The following is an 18,333-nucleotide window of genomic DNA, read 5'->3' on the forward strand; positions in this document are numbered from 1 at the left end:
ATTTATTTAGTGACAACGTCACGAAGATACAGCAGGACCAACTTAAAGCACTCATCGTTCAACGTGCTTGAGCTGCTTTGAGTTGCCCTCATCAGTGCAATAGAGCGGCTAAGTTGAGGCTGTTGTAACGTCAGCACCACCAGTTCAGGATCGCAAAGCGTCGTGGTGTATAGCCGGGGTAATATTGCCACCGCCAGCTTTGAACGCACCAAGCCATACAGCGTCTCTAAAAAGTCGACGTGGTAATAAGCTTTAATCGATAGCCTGTGGGTCTCCGCCATGGAAGAGACCATCCGGCTGATATTGCCTTTAGAGAAAATGGCAATATGTCGCTGAGTCAGCTGACGCCAGGGTAAATGTAGTGACTCGGCCAGCGCATCGTCCCGACGTGTGACCACCACAAACTCATCCTCAAGCAGCGGAAAAACATCCAGTCCTGCGGGTAAACTGCTGTCTACCGCGCCGATGCCAAAATCAAGCTCCCCGGCTTCTAAGCCTTTTAACAACCCGTCATTGGTACGATCATGAAATTCTATGCGCAGCGTAGGAAAGCGTTCGGCAATAAGCTCCGGCACCGAAGGGAAAATCAGTGAGCTCACCGACGGCACCAGCCCGATTTTTACCGCCCCGTCCCCGCCTTCCGCCACAATGCGTTGTACATCATCAAATACGCTATGAGCTACATTTAATAAACGCTCTGCATGGGGTAAAACCGCCAGCCCCAGTTCGGTTAAGGTCAAGGCCTGAGCAGTACGATGAATCAGCTTGCCCCCCAGCACTATTTCAATTTGCCGAATCGAGCTGCTCAACGCCGGTTGACTGATGGCTAATTTATTTGCTGTGTCAGTAAAGTGGCGCAAAGAGGCCAGCGTGACAAAATATTGAATTTGTTTTAACGACAGTGCCGGTAAGCGACGCCATGGTTCAGACATAGTCACAACCTTTAATTACAAGCCTCTTAGAGAGGTCAATAAAAGTAAAAACGGAAACGTTTGCTTCACTATAAGTTTTTCTTATCAGGCTATAAATTTATTCACCTGTGCAAAAGCATTTAAGCCCCCTACATTAGCAGAATATTGCTTTTACAGGGTGACTTATGTGTACTTCAATTGCTCCACAGCAAACCAAACTTCGTCGTCGCGCAGTCGATGCTGCCTTAGGGAAAATTCCTTTTGATTTATTGCTGATCAACGGCCAGATAGTCGATATGGTGACCGGTGAAATCCGGGCGGTCGATATTGGTATCGTGGGCCATATGATTGCCAGCGTGCATCCAAGGGGCCAGTTTTCTCAGGCAGCCACCACGCATGACCTTAAACAGCAGTTTCTTAGCCCCGGATTAATTGATACCCACGTTCACCTTGAAAGTTCTCATCTGCCGGCCGAACGCTATGCCGGCATCGTTGTTGCTCAGGGTACCACCACCGTATTCTGGGACCCCCATGAGTTGGCGAATGTCCTTGGTCTGGACGGCGTACGTTATGCCATTGAATCGAGCCGCGGATTACCGCTAAAAGTGATCTGCGCAGCCCCATCAAGCGTTCCATCAACGCCGGGGTTAGAGATGTCGGGTGCAGACTTCCACGGTGAAGAGATGAAGACCATGCTGAGCTGGCCGGAAGTGGCCGGTGTCGCTGAGGTTATGGACATGCACGGTGTGCTGAACGGCAGCGATCGCATGCTCGAAATTATGCAAGCCGGCCTGGACAGCGGAAAAGTCATTGAGGGCCATGCCCGCGGACTTAGCGGCGAACGGTTACAGGCTTATCTGGCTGCCGGTGTCACCTCCGACCATGAGCTCACTTCCGCCGCCGATGCGCTGGAAAAATTACGCGCCGGATTAACGCTGGAAATTCGAGGCTCTCACCCTTACCTGTTGCCTGAAATAGTTGAAGCCCTTAACGGCCTGCCTCATTTGTCATCTCAAATAACGCTGTGCACAGATGATGTCTCTCCTGACATGCTGTTGGAAAAAGGCGGCATTCTGCAATTAGTCAGATTACTGGTCAGCCACGGGCTACCGGTAACGGACGTATTACGTATGGCAACGCTGAATGGTGCCATTCGCTTACAGCGTCCTGATTTAGGCCTGATTGCTGCGGGAAGAACCGCTGATTTAGTGGTGTTTGATAATCTGGAAAATCTTGAACCTCAGTCGGTATTTGTTAACGGTGAATTGGTTGCGACCGGTGGAAAAATGCACTCTGCGGTTAAGGCGGTTAGCGGTGTCTTACCACCGCGAGAGACTATTCGGCTCACTCCCCGTAGATTGCAAGATTTTGAATTGCGTATTCCCGATATTATTAACGGCAAAGCCAAACTGCGCATTATTAAAGGCGCCCGCTTCACCCAATGGAGTGAAATTACGCTGGATGTCAGAAATGGCATTGCGCTAGTCCCTGAAGGCTACAGCCTGATTTACGTTCAGCACCGTCATGGCAGACACCAGCTAGGTGCTCAACTGGCGGTTCTTGAAGATTGGGGGGAAATGAAAGGCGCTATCGCCACAACCTACTCTCATGATTCCCATAACTTGGTGGTTTTAGGTCGTACACCTGCTGATATGTTGCTGGCCGCCAATACATTAATCGCCAGTGGCGGCGGTATGGCACTGACCCAAAACGGCCAAGTTATTGCCCATGTCGCCATGCCGATTGCCGGAATGCTATCAGATGCCGAACCTGAAGTTCTGGCCCGTGATTTTAAGGCCCTGCGGGATATCAGTGCACAGGTTGCCGATTGGCAGGCTCCCTATCGCGTATTTAAAGCGATTGAAGGCACGTGCCTTGCCTGTAATGCCGGGCCACATCTGACTGATTTAGGCCTGACTGATGGCACAACCCGAGAAATTGTTAACCCGCTGATTGAAGCCTGGTCTATACAGACAGATGCCCTTTAATTAGCCATATATTGATAAAAATAAGGGCGCAATAAAACGCCAGCGTTGTCATTTAAATTAATCCCAGGATCGGGAATATAGGTGAAATAATGTCACACAGTCAGTCTCAGCCTTCTACAGGCGGAATATTGCAGCGAATATTTAAACTCCATGAGCGTAATACCAATGTCAGAACCGAGACCCTTGCAGGGATTACCGGTTTTTTGGCTGCGGCATATTTGTTAGTGGTCATTCCGGGCTTATTGGCTGCCGGCGGCATGGATAAAGGCGCGGTGACTACCGGTACTATTCTGGTATTCGTGTTTAGTTCCTTGCTGATGGCTTTTTATGGCAACCTGCCGTTTATCGTCGGACCCGGTATTGGCGGTTCGGTACTGGTGGGTATTACGCTGGCGAGCAACGACGGTATCGGCTGGCAAATTGGCTTAGGCATAGCCTGCTGGTCAGGCATTCTGTTCTTTCTCCTTACGGTATTAGGGCTACGGGAAGTTGTTACCCGTTCGGTGCCTCAGTCGATAAAGCTCGGGCTGACGGCGTCAATCGGGCTGTTTGTAGCCGTACTCGGTTTTCGTAATGCCGGTCTGGTTCTGGCCAATGCCAAAAATAATTCATTTATGCTGGGTGACTTTACCTCCCCGGCAGCGTTGGTGGCACTATCCGGATTATTGATTGCTATTGCATTACAGGCCCGTCGCTTTCCTGGGGCTATCTTATGGGCGATTTTAATTGCTACCGCAATCGGAATCCCGTTGGGTGTCACTAAGCTGCCGGCCAGTCCGTTTGCGATGCCGAGCTCTTTAGAGCCGGTATTCGGCCATGTGGATTTAGTCGGTGCGATTAATATCGCCTTCCTGCCCTATCTGTTTGTTTTCTTTGCTGCAGAATTCTTTTCTACCATGGGCACGACGCTGGCCGTTGGCGGCAAAGCCGGCCTGCTCGACGAACACGGCAATATGAAAAATATCAACCGGCCGTTTGTGGTTGACTCTATCGCTGCTGCTCTCGGGCCGATTGTTGGTATTCCGGCTGCAACGGCATTGATCGAGTCGTCGGCAAGCGCTGAAGCCGGCGGCAAAACCGGCCTGACCGCGCTGGCCGCCGCGGTGATGTTCTTATTGATGCTGTTATTTACCCCTATCGCCCTAATGATTCCAAAAGAAGCCACCGCACCGGCCCTGATCCTTATCGGTTTAAGCATGTTTAGCGGCTTGCGTAAGGTTGATCTGGATAACTTTACCGAAGGGTTGCCGGTATTGATGATGGTGATGATCACGCTGATAGCCAACAGCTTTGGTACCGGTATTGCCGGCGGTTTACTGTTTTATATCATCGTCAAAGTACTGGCCGGCAAATGGAAGGAAATTCCATTCAGTCTGTATGTACTGGCTGTGCCGTTGGGTTATTACTTTGCTACGCTGGTGAAACATTGATTCCAAGCAACGCATGCTAGTATTGAAAGCATGACAAATGGAAAAGGCGCTGAATTCAGCGCCTTTTTATATCTGGATTGTTTATATCTGGCGTTCAAACCACTATTTAGCGTCGGCTAAATCACGCGGCATATTGCTCTGCATATTGTGCCAGATGGCTCCGCTTGCCTTACCGTAGTGGCGAACGCAGTCCATGACCTGATCGTGGAGTTTTTCATGACAAATCTCAGACAGCTTACTGTAAAAATTCATCGCCAGCTGGCGGGCTTCCGGATTAGAGAAGTAGTAGCGCCCTACTCGCATATACAGACCTTTAATACCGTTTAGTATCAGGCCATAAATCGGGTTACCCGATGCAAACGCTAAGCCGCGAAAAATATTGTAGTCCAGTTCAGTAAAAGCATCCGGACGCTCTTCGATACCATCTGCCAACGCAAGCACTTCACGAGCTTTTTCAGGGTTCTGGCGCACCGCGGCACGAATAAAGATCGATGCAATGTTAGTACGAACCGCTAACAGGTTATCAATCAGTTGAGGAACACTGTCGTGATCTAGCCGGGCTAATGTCTCTAACAGGCTTAAGCTCGACGTTTCCCAAACGTTATTCACTTTAGTCGGTTTACCATGTTGAATGGTTAACCAGCCGTCTCTGGCTAAACGCTGAAGTACTTCACGCAGCGTTGTCCGGGTCACACCAATAAGCTCAGATAATTCACGCTCTGCGGGCAGAATTGTTCCCGGCGGAAACCGATTATTCCAAATGCTTTCGATTAAATACTCTTCCGCAAAACCGGCAGGACTCTGCGCCTTAATGACCATATTTGTATTATTCCGTTAGGATCGTAATGCTGAAAACAATGGGCTCATCATATCAGAAGCCAATAGCACGATATACCACCGATGAATATTCATTGAATCAAACTGTGGTTTAGGTTACAAAAAATCGGTTAATGGTTGATTTTCGACTATAAGAACAACCTGTTTTATCGCTAATATCGTAAAACTTATCGATAAAATACATTTGATTGATGGCAGAGAAATGAAACTAGTTTACACTAGCCGCGACAGGAAACGGCCTGTATGAACTAAAGTGAACTTATCATGTTATGTTTTCTGAATAGTTGTTCAAAAGGAAGAGGCGCGTGGCTATTACTGGCCATTAGTGTAGTGATACTCGAATTGGCTGCACTCTATTTTCAACACGTTATGCTGTTAAGACCCTGCGTGTTGTGCATTTATGAGCGCTGTGCACTATTTGGTATTCTTGCCGCCGCCTTGATTGGCATCATCTCGCCATCGTCAGCGTTTGTTCGTTACGCTGCCATTTTGCTATGGATATATAGCTCAATCGAAGGTTTATTACTGACGTGGAAACACACCATGATTCAGTTTTTCCCTTCACCGGCAAATACCTGTGATATTTTTGTCAGGTTCCCCGACTGGTTACCGCTGGACAAATGGTTGCCTTCAGTCTTTGTCGCCAACGGTGACTGTTCTGAAAAGCAGTGGTCATTTCTGTCACTGGAAATGCCTCAGTGGTTATTAGCGATTTTTGCAGTGTATTTTATTCTTGGTCTGTTGGTTCTGATCTCTCAGTTTGTAAAACCTAAGGCAAGACGCTTCTTCTCTTAATCTACACACACCTCTTTATAAACAAAAAGGCATCAATCCAGATGCCTTTTTGCCGTTTATGCGCTGAAATGCACTCATTGCTTAGCAGTATAACCAAATTATTATTTACTTTTATTTAAGATTTGATACTCCAATGTCGCTTTATTAAGTTATTCCCAATTAATGGATAACGGAGGACAAGCATGGAGCTCAACGGTTATACAATTACAGTTTTTGAAGGAGATGTCACCGGCACTCCAAAAGAAGGCTTTATCGTCTTCGGTCCGGAACATCATCACAAAATAGCCAGAGTTTATGGCGGCACTATTACCGAGCTGACTAAAGATTCATTTACCCGTCTTTATGATGCGGTGGATGAGTTAACCAAGCTAACCGAAGATCTTTTCTATTCATGGCATCGTTGATAAGCCGCGGCATCAACCAAGAATGGCAATATTGACCATTCTTGGAAATATTTTAGCTTTGCCATGCAGTACCAACAGTGACTGGAGCCAATGACTCGCGCGACCGATAACGTTAACTAACTCTCTTGCTAAGGTGCCTGACAATGAGAATAACTAAATTTGAAAAGACATTTATCATCGTTATCGGCCTTTGCTTATGCCTCAGCGTTGTCATGGGTAGCTTTATTATTACTGAGTTCGTTCCGATATAAGTCATGACAAAACCTACCCGTTTCACCAATCTTAATGCTGCTGCTTAATGTATTAAGTACGGTACTAACATTTAAATAGAGACTTAAACGTTAGCAGATAATTTATTAGGCAAAACGATCAACATTTATTGCTAGATATAGAATCAAGCCGGGTTTAACAGGCTCTATTTTCGCTGCTTATAATATAAAAATGAATTCCCTTATCAGGCTTAACCTATTTTTGAATCACACCCTATCGACAATGAATAAAAATTGTCTGTTTCTGCATGGTGATTTTTTATCTCGGTATATTTAATACGCAGTCTTTCTATTATCCCAAAAATTACATATAAAAATCAGATAACCTCCCGCCCTCTAATTTTTAACTCACTTAAATTGCCAGATAAATATAAGCATCAGTGTTATGACCAACCCAATTCAAATCCATTATAAGCCGGCTTTATATAATGGCTAAGCTTTAGGGTTGTAATCACGTAACTCACCAACAACTTGACATCCGTACGACATCCCCAAAAATTTGAAGCTCCGTACCATGCCAATTTTCTCGTAACGTTCGCCTGGCTTAATCTCATCAAGACTACAAGCCGGAGACCATGACTCCAACTCACCCAAATAAAATAATTCTTCAAACACCACCTCTTCAGTCACAAAGCGAGGTAGGCAGAAATCTAAAAGCCTCTTAAGCAACATACCCATTACTCCAATTTACGCAAAAAGCTTTTGATAAATTTAGCGTAGTCGTGGTTGGTATTCTCCGCCTTACTAAAAAGTGTAAATAATTATGGCAACGCTGCTCTCTATAATAACCTCAACTTTGACAGGGATTTGTTTATTGAGATTCACTGGTCAGCTATGGCTGTTTATCAATATTAAGGCTTTTATATTTCATCCCCAAAAGGCATCAATGACTCAAAAACAATCAATCAGGTGGCGCACAATTACCTGAACTCAATCAGCAGGAGAATATGATGCCGTCATTTTCAGGCAAGATAGCTTTAGTTACAGGTGCTTCAACAGGGCTAGGCGAAGGAATCGCAAAGCACTTATTTCAGCTCGGCGCGACAGTCATTATAACCGGTCGAAATAGAGCGTCTTTGGAACATACGGCTAAATCGATTGATCAATCTGGAGAACGTGTCATTCCATTTGTTGTTGATGTAAAAAAGCCAGACGACGTTAAACGGTCTATCCAGTTTATTATTGAAAAGTATGGTGCCCTGCACTATTTGGTCAACAATGCCGGAATTACCGGGCCACACGGAGTATTGATTGAAGATTACCCACTCGATGAATGGCAAGCAGTAATAGACACGGATATTAGTGGTACCTTCTATGGATTAAAATACGGGATCCCTGCCATTGTTCAAAGCGGAGGCGGTGCAGTTGTTAATATATCTGCCTGTAATGGTATTACCGGGATTGCAGGAATTGCGCCCTACACGGCAGCAAAACACGCCGTTCTGGGCCTTACCCGAGCCTCCGCCCTTGAATATGCGGAGAAAGGCGTCAGAATTAACGCCGTCGGCCCGGGTTATATAGAGACCCCTAACATCCAATCATTACCCGCAGAAACACAGCAATGGATGGCATCAACTCACCCGATGGGACGCATGGCAAAACGGGGCGAAGTGGCCAACGTAGTGGCATTTTTACTGTCCGAAGACAGTAGTTTTATTACCGGTGCTTTTATTGCGGTAGACGGTGGCTATACGGCCCAATAGATAGAATAAACGATGTTCATAATCCACCGTTCGGCAGGTGGATTACTATAAGAAAAAGACTGAATGCAACGCTAAGAGCGCCATAGTTCTCCAATAACTTCGCGGCTATTTTTTTAGTACCCTTTTCCAACATAATTAATATTACCAACAGTCTCCATAAGCACTTAGCTATGCTTACTGAATGCGTTTTTATCTGGCTTTATGTACAACTCAAACGATACAATAATTAAAACTAAAAATATGAGAATAAACAATGAGAAGGCTCTTTATTTCATTATCGTTCTTAACCATAAGTCTAACGGCGTGTACCGAAGCGTCTCCCTATACCATTGATGAAAAAGCGACAGCCAATGCTTCGTGGAAAGTTAATGATGTCATTTCACAGGATATGTGTTTAGGCGATGCTTACAACGCAATAGAATCCTGTGATAGACAGTTTTTAGGTATCACGACACAAAGATTAGTACTGGTTCAAAATTTTCATTCTTCTGGAACAAAAGCGACAGATCCTTATTTAATCAATGATGCCCATAAATTACCTTCCGATCCGGATTTCAAAATTTATGGCACTTTAATTTCATGGTACAAAAATGGTCAAAAGGCCATAGAAACTCACTTTCAAGAAGGCCAGCCACAGGGACTTTCACTTGAATGGTTTGAAACCGGTCAAAAAAGATCGGAAGGTCGCTTTGAAAATGGACAAGAACAAGGCTCGTGGATAATTTGGCATAAAAATGGCCAAAAACAAGAAGAAGGTCAATATCAAAACGGCCGCCACCAAGGGTTATGGACGTATTGGTATAACCATGGACAAAAAGCTATGGAGGGACATTATCTAAACGACCAGCGACAAGGCGTATGGCGCTATTGGGATAAGAACGGGCAACGAATAAAATAATCGCCTCAAAATGATTAACATGGAAAGGTTATGTAAATAAATATCTTACACAGCTTAGACTAAGGACAAAATTAGATGCGAACCCGCTCCGCCGCCAGATTATTGCTCATTGACTCAACCAACCGCGTATTGCTTTTCCGTTTTACACATATTAACGACGCTTTAGCCGGTAAATCCTACTGGGCTACACCAGGTGGTGGCCTTGAACATGGTGAATCTTTTGAACAAGCCGCCATCAGAGAACTGCACGAAGAAACAGGGATATCTCGCCATGATATAGGTAACGTTATTATGGAGAGGTCGTTCGAAATGCTACTTCCGGATGGAGAAAAAGTTCTAGCGCAAGAGCGGTTTTTTACCCTAAAGATCGACAATATGGATATCAATATCGAAGGTTGGAGCCGCCACGAAAGAACCGTTATTAGCCATCATCATTGGTGGACAGTCGACGAACTTCTAGCGACAACAGAAACTATTTACCCGCCGGATATTCCGGCAATACTGTCAAGATTAAGCGTTGAGTAATACTCACTATTGACAAATAAGTAGCCCATATACAGATAATCATTAAGTCGTTATCATTCCCCTCTTAATAGCTGAAGCTTACTATTCGATGAAAAATAAAAGTAAATTGCGATACCTTCTAATCATTCTCATGATATTTCCCCTAATGAGTTGTGAAGATAATGGGCCGAGCAGATAACTCATATGGAATGACTCCATTAATCGTTTTTAGATCTGTAACATGACCAGTGATAATTTACACCGCATCTCAGCCCGCGCAGTGCGGGCTTTTTTGTTGCTGTAATCTGGTGGTTAATGCGCCTAGGTAAGAATCGGGCGGATGCGCTATAGATATCAGCCCACTGAAGCGTGTATTTAGTGAAATCAGGAAGTGTAAGAAGTTATGAACTATTGCGCTTCATGAACGTTATTACATATATGAAATACGTAATAAAAACCCCGTAATTTCGAGGTTTATTATTTTTACATATGTTTGCGTAATTGCTCTTCTAATTTATCTATATAGATTCTAGTAGCAGCAGCATCTTGGCACTCGGCCGTCTTCGATTGATCAGAACCAGCAGCCTTTAACGAGTTACAAAGCATGAAAGCATCATCTCGATTCTTCACCAAAACAATTAGAGAATTAGCCAATAATATGCATGAGTCCTTTTTAGGGTGATATAGGCAAAGAGAAGTAACCCCTCTCTCAATTTGCTCTGGCCCTGCAACTGCTCCCCAGAATGGAATCATTAGCAAACATGCAATCAATATTCTCTTCATTAGAGCACTCCTACCGTTCGCATTCATAAACTATATCGGAAATCCCCAGAAATCTGGATTGAACAGCTGCTGTATCAGCTTTCCTGAACCCTTTACTTTTACAATATTCGTTTGCCTGTCGCTTCATTTTCTTCATATCAACAATGACCGGGTCGTATCTGTAAGTTATCATTTCATCGTCAGTTTCTTCTGGAATGACTTGAAATCCACCTTCCCAATTAAAAGTGCATCCCGTCAAACTCAATGCGCATAGCGCCATGATTAATTGCTTCACCCTAGATCCCCATTAGTATTATTTTATTCAGCTTATCAATAAATAAGGCAAGTAAGTACCTGATAATTTCCCCAGTAATGAGCAAATAGGAAGTCCACTACAGAGCATTTAGTCGAGTGTAAGAAGTTATGAATCTTTACTCAAAGCATCAAGCCGGGCTTCAAGTTCTTCTATAAACCTATGTATGCTAACAGCCCCTATAAACAGGAAATGATTGTATCTGTTCTCTTATCAATCCTAAATTGAGCCGTCATAGCTCCGCCGCGCTGTAAATAATATTTAATAAACGAACCATTTTCAGCTTCATATACATCAGCGACCTCAGCATAATTAGGAGTATAAACTGAGTAACCACCATTAATAAAATTGATCGCTGCATCAAAAGATTGCCCAATAACCAATGGTTCTTTTTCCCATCCAGCCATAATACAAGTAGCTAACGACTTAGCATCTTTCGAACTAGAGTATTCAGCATACGGGCCAGCAGCTCTCATGTCCGTTACAGTTTGGCATCCTATCAATCCAACCATAGCCAGAAGTAAAAATAGATTTTTCATTTTTTTCCCTATCAGTTTTTTTAAGCATCTTATCAACAAGCCTCGCACCAATCATTTTTATCGACAACTTTGAGCATTAAAAATCCCTCCAGAGAGGGTTAGGTAAGTATTTAATCTGCCTATGCGGCAGTTAACCAGAAATTTGCATCTCGCCGATTTCTTTTAACTTTCTAAGCTATCTATACGATGGTTAACACACTATTTTTTCTTAACTCCAATTATTTCATCAGCGGTTTTACCGCCCAGACTCTTCTTTAACTCAGCCATATATAGTGGATCATCATATATATATTTATTCATGACTTTACGATATGTATCCTCATCCCCCAAAAAATAGGCATTCTGGGCAACGTCATACATTTTCTCGTTCGATGATTCAGGCAATGGAATATTACTTATTACTGTTGAAATCAAAGTGGTATATTGAATATGTTCAATAGCACGCATGAATTCATGTTTTTTCTCTTCAGGCATGCTTTCGCTCATCGTATTTATTGATTTTAAATAAGCATCTTTTCCAGATGTATCAATTTTATTTTGAGCGCAGCCAACAAGAGAAAAACCAAGTATTAGAACAAATATCAATCGCTTCATGATGTAACTCATTATAAATTAAAGCTAAATATTATCATGTTTAATTTTAGCTTGCAGCCGCATTTACATTCTCATCAGAGCCTTGTGTCTCAGCACTTTTATTGTCCTCTCTCGCCAATGATATTTTCCCCGAATAACGCCGGTAGCATCTCGCTTTTTAATCCAGTTAATGTGATAGGCCAGCTTTGCGTTTCAGGATTAAGTCCATCACCAACAATCTGCTTATACCCATCACCAAACTGTGCTGTTCTGGTTTTATAGGCATATAATTTCCTTAGGCAACAAAAAACCCGCACTAGGCGGGCTGATAAATTGATTCTATCTCTTCTTGTTTGAATACGTATCGCTTAGCAAGTAAAAGCAACTATGGTAAGTGGATGAGTGAAAACAATTCGGATCAGATTGGTATATTAAACTCTAAATTTAGCGAATATGCCCCACTCATGCCCCAAGAGATTAAGTCACTTGTAAAATCATATTACAAATCAACTACTACCGTGCCCACGCAGGCTTATTCATAATATGATCCTGCCAGTCAATCACTTCACTTTCAGGTACCGCAATATGCCGAACAGAAATTCTGGCGGCGTGCATCGCTGACTTTGAACCACTACGCAGCGGGTGCCATGCTGGCAGCGGCTTCTCTTCATGGATTAAGCGGTAAGCACAGGTGGCCGGCAACCATTCAAAGGTCAACAGGTTCTCTCGGGTTAACTTAATGCAGTCTTCTTCCAACTCAAAGCGACGATCGTAGTTTCTGCACTGGCAGCTTTTTATATTCAACTGATCGCAGGCCACGTTAGTAAAGTAGATCTCATCCGTGTCTTCATCAATCAGCTTATTTAAACAACACTGACCGCATCCGTCACATAACGACTCCCACTCTTCATCAGTCATATCAGACAGCTTCTTTTGCTGCCAAAAAGGTGATTGGGTCATAACGGTATTCCGGTTTTTACTGAGAAAATGAATAATCCAAACGTAAACGCCTGCGACACAGGTCGCAGGCGTCTGTTCAGACGGTATTAAATGATTATAACACGCGGCTGGATATTTCTTTACCACTAAGGGCCACGGTAAAGGTATCACCGTGTTCAATCGGACCAACGCCGGATGGCGTACCGGTTAAAATGATATCGCCCGGGCGCAAAGTAAAGAAGCGGCTCATATAAGAGATCAACGGTAGAATCGGCGTAATCATATCTTTGGTATTGCCGTTTTGACGCACTTCACCATTGATAGACAGGGATAAAGTGGTCTGTTGTGCATCACCAAACTGGCCTACCGGAATAAAGCCAGAAATCGGGCAAGAGGCATCAAAAGCTTTGGCTTTTTCCCATGGCTCCCCTGACTTTTTCAGCTCAGCCTGTAGGTCGCGCAGGGTCAGGTCAATAGCAATACCATAACCTACAATTGCATTAGCGACCCGGCCTTCATCTGCATTTTTCAATGGCAAGCCAATAAGCACTGCCAGTTCCACTTCGTAATGTACTGAACCAAAACCATCTGGAATTGCAATCGGTTGTTTAATATCACATAGCGCCGTTTCAGGCTTAATGAACAGCAGCGGTTGCTTTGGAGTATTGTCACCCATTTCTTTTATATGATCAGAATAGTTTTTACCAATACACACAACCTTGCCAACGGGTAACTCTAATAAATCGCCCTGCCAATCCCGATGTTGATACATATGCTTACGACTCCTTAACCTAACCATTAGATGGTTTTATTTGTTATTTAATAACCGAGTGTCTTGCCGTACTTTTACGTTAATCAACCATGCTATCACTTATACAACGCATTAAACTTAGATTAAACGCTCAATTTTGAGCAACACTTTCTGCCAAAGTGCCAATACTGATAGCGAAATATAGTGACCGGTTCCAATGCATAATAGTACGGAAGTTGTTATACACCATAAAGGTTCTCCCCTGCGCATCATCCGGCTGAATAATCCAGGCCTTCTGCCCCGGAGCCGCCTTCTTACTGGTTACGATGCCCAGTTTTCGCCATTGAGCAACCGTTTTAGCTTTATCATCCTCCAAACCTATTCGCGCCGGATTTATCGCCTTAGTCAGCTTAACTTCCTCCCCCCAGCCCTCATTTTTATTCCAGCCTTCCGTGGCCAGATAGTTGGCGGTTGAAGCAAATACATCGTCGATGTTATTCCAGATATCAATACGCTCGTCACCATCACCGTCAGCCCCGTAGGTAATAAACGACGTCGGCATAAACTGGCACTGCCCCATTGCTCCGGCCCATGAGCCTTTCAATTGGTCTGCACTGATATGTTTTTGCTGGATGATAAGTAATGCAGCCATCAATTGTTTGGTAAAAAAAGCTTCCCGGCGGCCTTCAAAAGCCAGCGTGGCCATGGCTGAAATAATATCTTCCTTACCCTGATATTTTCCGAAGCCGCTTTCCATCCCCCACAGCGCGACAATATAGCTGGCCGGAACGCCGGAACGTTGGCTGGCTCGCTCTAATTGGCTGTGATAGGTCCGATACATTTGGCGGGCGAGCCTGATTTTTTTCTCAGGTAACACCCGTTGAAGATAAATATCCAGCGTGATTTTTTTCTCTAACTGATTTTTATCTGACTGAATAACCCGACTGAGGAAATAAATATTAGCGAAGGCTTCATCAATAGTTGCCTGATTGATTCCCTCAGCTAACGCTTTTACCTTTAACCGTTCAACATAGGCAGGAAATTGAGATTCATCCACCACAGAAGAATCTACCGGGGGAGTTGTTGTAACCGACGAGGGAGCAACATTCGTTTGAGTCGCCCCTGCCGTTCCGGTTAGGAGAAATGCACCGATTAGCCATGCTACTGCTGATAATTTCACTGCTATCATCCGAAATATGAAGATATAAAAAAATATTTTTGCATAGTAAAAACCACTGCTGAGGATGGAATTAATAAGCCTGGTTTAGTCAATGCTTTCGGGCGTTTGCAATAAGCTTTCTATCGGTGGTGGCACCTGTAAATAGAAGCCTTGTTCCGTTAACGAAACCCTGACCTTATTGATATCAGCGGATGCCAGCCTGTCGCGCTTATCCAGAGAAAGCATCATAACAAACACCGGCTTACCAAAATTTTTGATTAACTCTGGCGGAACCTTAGAAAAATCATCTCGAATTTCAACATAAAGATAGGTCTGATCTCGTTTGGTACTTCGATAAATTGCACATAACATCGGTATTTACGCTCTAATTAATTTAGTCAGTGACTTGCCTAGATATGCCGCTAACTATAACATGCATAAGTTACATTCGTGTATTTCACAATATTGCACATTTAAGCGGTGCTTTGATGATAATCGAAGCCAACATGAGTCATGTATAGATGTCACAATCGCCAGTTGAATTGAAAGGCAGTAGTTTTACTCTGTCAGTTGTTCATTTACATCATTCAGAACCCAATATTATTCGCGAAGCGCTAAGCGAAAAGGTCCGACAGGCTCCGACTTTTTTACAAAATGCGCCCGTGGTTCTGAACGTTTCTACTCTTCCTGAAGATACGGATTGGTTACAGCTACAGCAGGTAGTGACCGAAGCTGGCCTGCGAGTTGTTGGCGTCAGTGGCGTACAAAACGATATTCAGAAGCTTTCTATTCAGGCCGCCGGGCTTCCTTTATTAACTGAAGGTAAAGTCAGTAAAGCAGCCAAAGTCGTTACTCCCCCGCCACCAGCGGTAGCAAAAACCCGAATTATCAGCAATCCTATCCGCACCGGGCAACAAATTTATGCGCGTGATTCTGATCTGATCGTCACCAGCCATGTCAGTGCAGGCGCTGAACTTATTGCCGATGGCAATATTCATATTTACGGCATGATGCGCGGGCGAGCTTTAGCCGGTGCCAGCGGTGATACCGCAAGCCAAATTTTTTGTACTCAGTTAGCCGCAGAGCTGGTATCAATTGCCGGTCAATATTGGTTAAGTGAAAGAATTCCAACTACATTTTATGAACACAGCGCTCGACTGTTTTTAAAAGGTAATATTTTAACAATCGAATCATTAAATTAAGCCCTTTAACAAGGAACCTGCTATGGCACGTATTATTGTTGTTACTTCCGGTAAAGGAGGCGTTGGTAAAACCACTTCTAGCGCTGCCATTGCGACCGGTCTAGCACAGAAAGGCAAGAAAACCGTCGTTATCGATTTTGACATTGGACTGCGTAATCTTGATTTGATCATGGGCTGTGAGCGCCGTGTTGTTTATGACTTCGTTAACGTTATTCAGGGAGATGCCACGCTTAATCAGGCTCTGATTAAAGATAAGCGTACGGATAATTTATATATCCTGCCTGCCTCCCAAACCCGCGATAAAGACGCGCTTACTCGCGAAGGCGTAGAAAAAGTTCTCGATACCCTAGATGAAATGGGCTACGACTTTATTGTTTGTGACTCTCCGGCCGGTATTGAAAGCGGCGCATTAATGGCGCTGTACTTCGCTGATGAAGCGATTATCACCACTAACCCTGAAGTCTCATCCGTTCGTGACTCTGACCGCATTTTGGGCATTCTGGCCTCTAAATCACGTCGTGCTGAGCGTGGCGAAGACCCGATTAAAGAACATTTGCTGGTAACGCGTTATAACCCAGAGCGCGTTAACCGCGGTGATATGCTAAGCGTTGAAGACGTAGTAGAAATTCTGCGTATTCCGCTATTAGGTGTTATTCCTGAAAGCCCGTCCGTATTGCGCGCATCTAACCAAGGCGAACCTGTTATTCTGGATCTTGAGTCAGATGCAGGATTGGCCTACGGTGATACCATTGAACGCCTGTTGGGTGAAGAACGACCTTTCCGCTTCCTGAATGAAGAGAAGAAAGGTTTCTTAAAGCGACTGTTCGGGGGATAAGTCATGGCATTATTAGATTTCTTTCTGTCGCGTAAAAAACCAACGGCCAATATTGCCAAGGAGCGGCTCCAGATCATCGTTGCAGAACGCCGCCGCGGAGACAATGAACCACATTATTTGCCTCAGCTAAAGCGGGAAATTCTCGAAGTTATCTGCAAATATGTACAAATTGATCCTGATATGGTGACCGTGCAGTTAGAGCATAAAGGGGATGATATCTCAGTATTAGAGCTAAACGTCACCCTGCCGGAAACTGACGACGGGAAATAGATGACTCGACGCGATGAGTGATTGATCAAAAAGGGCCAGCATATTGCTGGCCCTTTTTGTATAACGTCAGGCAAATGCCTGAGCTTCCTGTTCCAGATACTCGGTCAGAACGTTCCCCATCAACTCGCCTCTCCAACCTTGGAAAAGCTCAGGCTGTTGTTGTTTACCCTGCCAGTAACACTTAAGCAGCTGATTAATTTGACGACGAGAAGCCAGTAATTCAACGTTCAAACCGCTGTTATCTGATACATTCTGAATCAGCGCCTTAATATCTTTAAACACTTTTTTATAACCGGCGTGGTCAACAATGCGCTCTATTTTCTTCGGCAGTTCGCTGTCATCCAATGTCAGGCTTTCAGCCACTAATCTCAGCATCGTTCTGCCATGAAAGCGTACCTCCGGGCCACTCAGGCCAAGAGGCTCAAGCTCAGCTAAAGAGCTTGGCTGATAACGAGCAACCTGCCATAGGTTTTCTTCTCTGACAACAAAGTTAACCGCCATATCCCGTTCACGGGCATAGGTTAAACGCCATGCTGCAAGGTTACGTAAGCAGGCTAACTGGCGCTCATTCAACTGCCAGGCATTGGTGATATCGCGATAAGCATCTTGCGGATCGGTAATTTCACAGCGGCGTTTACTCATCATAATGCATTCATTCTGTGCTGCATCAGACCAGCCTAAAGCGTCAGTTTCCCGAATAATGGTATCGGCCATCGGTAATAAATAGAAAACGTCAGCCGTCGCATAAACACACTGCCGCTCAGTTAGCGGACGCGCCAGCCAATCGGTACGGGATTCACTTTTATCTAAATCTATATGAAGATATTCACTGACCAGTGCAGCAAATCCGGTAGATAAAGAGCGTTTATTAAAGGCGGCAAAGATTTGCGTATCGATTAACGGTTGAGGCAGAACGTCAAACTCATGCTGGAAAACTTCAAGATCTTCGCTGCAAGCATGCAGGAGTTTAGTCACATCAGCATTTGCTAACAGGTCTTTAAAGGGTTGCCAGTCGGTAATATTTAGCGGGTCGACTAGCGTCGCCTGTTCTCCATCATAAATCTGAATTAAACCCAGTTTGGGATAATAAGTGCGGGTACGAACAAATTCGGTATCTAGCGCAACTCGGGCAAAGCGGCTGGCACGTTCGCAAACAACCTGTAACTCTTCATCTGTAGTAATCAGTTGATAATCCAAAACGGTATCTCTTATATAAGTGTCGTAGTACAAGTAACGCCGGTCATTACCGGC

Annotated in this window: 21 protein-coding genes and 1 pseudogene; 10 read left to right on the forward strand and 12 right to left on the reverse strand. The window is 44.3% G+C overall.

Annotated features, from left to right (window positions below; genetic code table 11):
• Nucleotides 1-2 precede the first annotated feature (2 nt).
• Nucleotides 3-932, reverse strand: coding sequence for a LysR family transcriptional regulator (locus YWE_RS0108825; RefSeq protein ID WP_029094196.1), 930 nt, complete (start codon nucleotides 930-932; stop codon nucleotides 3-5).
• A 164-nt stretch (nucleotides 933-1,096) separates the two neighbouring features.
• On the opposite strand from YWE_RS0108825, the gene YWE_RS0108830 reads away from it, so the two are divergent.
• Nucleotides 1,097-2,899, forward strand: coding sequence for an adenine deaminase (locus YWE_RS0108830; RefSeq protein WP_029094197.1), 1,803 nt, complete (start codon nucleotides 1,097-1,099; stop codon nucleotides 2,897-2,899).
• Nucleotides 2,900-2,988: 89 nt separating this feature from the next.
• Complete coding sequence (locus tag YWE_RS0108835) at nucleotides 2,989-4,329, forward strand: NCS2 family permease (protein WP_029094198.1); 1,341 nt, start codon at nucleotides 2,989-2,991, stop codon at nucleotides 4,327-4,329.
• A gap of 102 nt (nucleotides 4,330-4,431) precedes the next feature.
• Here YWE_RS0108835 and fadR read toward each other — a convergent pair whose 3' ends face one another.
• The gene (fadR, locus tag YWE_RS0108840) at nucleotides 4,432-5,148 is read right to left on the reverse strand and encodes a fatty acid metabolism transcriptional regulator FadR (protein ID WP_029094199.1); all 717 of its coding nucleotides are present in this window, start codon (nucleotides 5,146-5,148) and stop codon (nucleotides 4,432-4,434) included.
• A 282-nt stretch (nucleotides 5,149-5,430) separates the two neighbouring features.
• On the opposite strand from fadR, the gene dsbB reads away from it, so the two are divergent.
• From dsbB to YWE_RS0108875, 5 genes are all read left to right on the forward strand, one after another.
• Entirely contained in the window at nucleotides 5,431-5,961 is a 531-nt protein-coding gene (gene dsbB, locus YWE_RS0108845; protein ID WP_029094200.1) for a disulfide bond formation protein DsbB, read from the forward strand.
• Between the two features lie 182 nt (nucleotides 5,962-6,143).
• Complete coding sequence (locus YWE_RS0108850) at nucleotides 6,144-6,365, forward strand: hypothetical protein (protein WP_029094201.1); 222 nt, start codon at nucleotides 6,144-6,146, stop codon at nucleotides 6,363-6,365.
• 1,219 nt (nucleotides 6,366-7,584) lie between these two features.
• On the forward strand, nucleotides 7,585-8,337 hold the full coding sequence (locus YWE_RS0108860) for an SDR family NAD(P)-dependent oxidoreductase (protein WP_029094203.1): 753 nt from the start codon (nucleotides 7,585-7,587) through the stop codon (nucleotides 8,335-8,337).
• A 253-nt stretch (nucleotides 8,338-8,590) separates the two neighbouring features.
• Entirely contained in the window at nucleotides 8,591-9,235 is a 645-nt protein-coding gene (locus YWE_RS28960) for a toxin-antitoxin system YwqK family antitoxin (protein ID WP_051323260.1), read from the forward strand.
• Between the two features lie 75 nt (nucleotides 9,236-9,310).
• Nucleotides 9,311-9,760 (forward strand): NUDIX hydrolase, encoded by a 450-nt coding sequence (locus tag YWE_RS0108875; protein ID WP_029094204.1) that lies wholly within the window; start codon nucleotides 9,311-9,313, stop codon nucleotides 9,758-9,760.
• A 462-nt stretch (nucleotides 9,761-10,222) separates the two neighbouring features.
• On the opposite strand, the gene YWE_RS0108880 is transcribed toward YWE_RS0108875, so the two are convergent.
• The 9 genes and pseudogenes from YWE_RS0108880 to YWE_RS0108915 form a co-directional block, all read right to left on the reverse strand.
• The gene (locus YWE_RS0108880; protein ID WP_029094205.1) at nucleotides 10,223-10,522 is read right to left on the reverse strand and encodes a hypothetical protein; all 300 of its coding nucleotides are present in this window, start codon (nucleotides 10,520-10,522) and stop codon (nucleotides 10,223-10,225) included.
• A 10-nt stretch (nucleotides 10,523-10,532) separates the two neighbouring features.
• A complete protein-coding gene (locus tag YWE_RS0108885; protein WP_029094206.1) occupies nucleotides 10,533-10,796 on the reverse strand; it encodes a hypothetical protein in 264 nt (87 codons plus the stop codon).
• Nucleotides 10,797-10,993: 197 nt separating this feature from the next.
• Nucleotides 10,994-11,353 (reverse strand): hypothetical protein, encoded by a 360-nt coding sequence (locus tag YWE_RS0108890; RefSeq protein ID WP_051323261.1) that lies wholly within the window; start codon nucleotides 11,351-11,353, stop codon nucleotides 10,994-10,996.
• A gap of 198 nt (nucleotides 11,354-11,551) precedes the next feature.
• On the reverse strand, nucleotides 11,552-11,947 hold the full coding sequence (locus tag YWE_RS0108895; protein ID WP_029094208.1) for a DUF6694 family lipoprotein: 396 nt from the start codon (nucleotides 11,945-11,947) through the stop codon (nucleotides 11,552-11,554).
• A gap of 134 nt (nucleotides 11,948-12,081) precedes the next feature.
• Nucleotides 12,082-12,243: pseudogene (locus YWE_RS29565) on the reverse strand (phage tail protein); the annotation flags it as partial.
• 196 nt (nucleotides 12,244-12,439) lie between these two features.
• Nucleotides 12,440-12,886, reverse strand: a complete 447-nt coding sequence (locus YWE_RS0108900; protein WP_029094209.1) for a YcgN family cysteine cluster protein — start codon at nucleotides 12,884-12,886, stop codon at nucleotides 12,440-12,442.
• Nucleotides 12,887-12,980: 94 nt separating this feature from the next.
• Nucleotides 12,981-13,637, reverse strand: a complete 657-nt coding sequence (locus tag YWE_RS0108905; protein ID WP_029094210.1) for a fumarylacetoacetate hydrolase family protein — start codon at nucleotides 13,635-13,637, stop codon at nucleotides 12,981-12,983.
• Between the two features lie 130 nt (nucleotides 13,638-13,767).
• On the reverse strand, nucleotides 13,768-14,805 hold the full coding sequence (locus YWE_RS0108910; RefSeq protein ID WP_084167031.1) for a lytic murein transglycosylase: 1,038 nt from the start codon (nucleotides 14,803-14,805) through the stop codon (nucleotides 13,768-13,770).
• Nucleotides 14,806-14,880: 75 nt separating this feature from the next.
• Entirely contained in the window at nucleotides 14,881-15,147 is a 267-nt protein-coding gene (locus YWE_RS0108915; protein WP_029094212.1) for a YcgL domain-containing protein, read from the reverse strand.
• Nucleotides 15,148-15,296: 149 nt separating this feature from the next.
• On the opposite strand from YWE_RS0108915, the gene minC reads away from it, so the two are divergent.
• Genes minC through minE form a run of 3 tightly spaced genes read left to right on the forward strand, consistent with a single transcriptional unit; the run spans nucleotide 15,297 to nucleotide 17,082 of the window.
• Nucleotides 15,297-15,977, forward strand: coding sequence for a septum site-determining protein MinC (minC, locus tag YWE_RS0108920; protein WP_029094213.1), 681 nt, complete (start codon nucleotides 15,297-15,299; stop codon nucleotides 15,975-15,977).
• 22 nt (nucleotides 15,978-15,999) lie between these two features.
• Nucleotides 16,000-16,812 (forward strand): septum site-determining protein MinD, encoded by an 813-nt coding sequence (gene minD, locus YWE_RS0108925; RefSeq protein ID WP_029094214.1) that lies wholly within the window; start codon nucleotides 16,000-16,002, stop codon nucleotides 16,810-16,812.
• 3 nt (nucleotides 16,813-16,815) lie between these two features.
• The gene (gene minE / locus YWE_RS0108930) at nucleotides 16,816-17,082 is read left to right on the forward strand and encodes a cell division topological specificity factor MinE (protein ID WP_029094215.1); all 267 of its coding nucleotides are present in this window, start codon (nucleotides 16,816-16,818) and stop codon (nucleotides 17,080-17,082) included.
• A 66-nt stretch (nucleotides 17,083-17,148) separates the two neighbouring features.
• On the opposite strand, the gene rnd is transcribed toward minE, so the two are convergent.
• On the reverse strand, nucleotides 17,149-18,279 hold the full coding sequence (rnd, locus tag YWE_RS0108935) for a ribonuclease D (RefSeq protein WP_029094216.1): 1,131 nt from the start codon (nucleotides 18,277-18,279) through the stop codon (nucleotides 17,149-17,151).
• Between the last annotated feature and the right edge of the window lie 54 nt (nucleotides 18,280-18,333).

This window comes from Budvicia aquatica DSM 5075 = ATCC 35567, assembly GCF_000427805.1.
In the GTDB taxonomy this organism is placed as follows: Bacteria; Pseudomonadota; Gammaproteobacteria; order Enterobacterales; family Enterobacteriaceae; genus Budvicia; species Budvicia aquatica.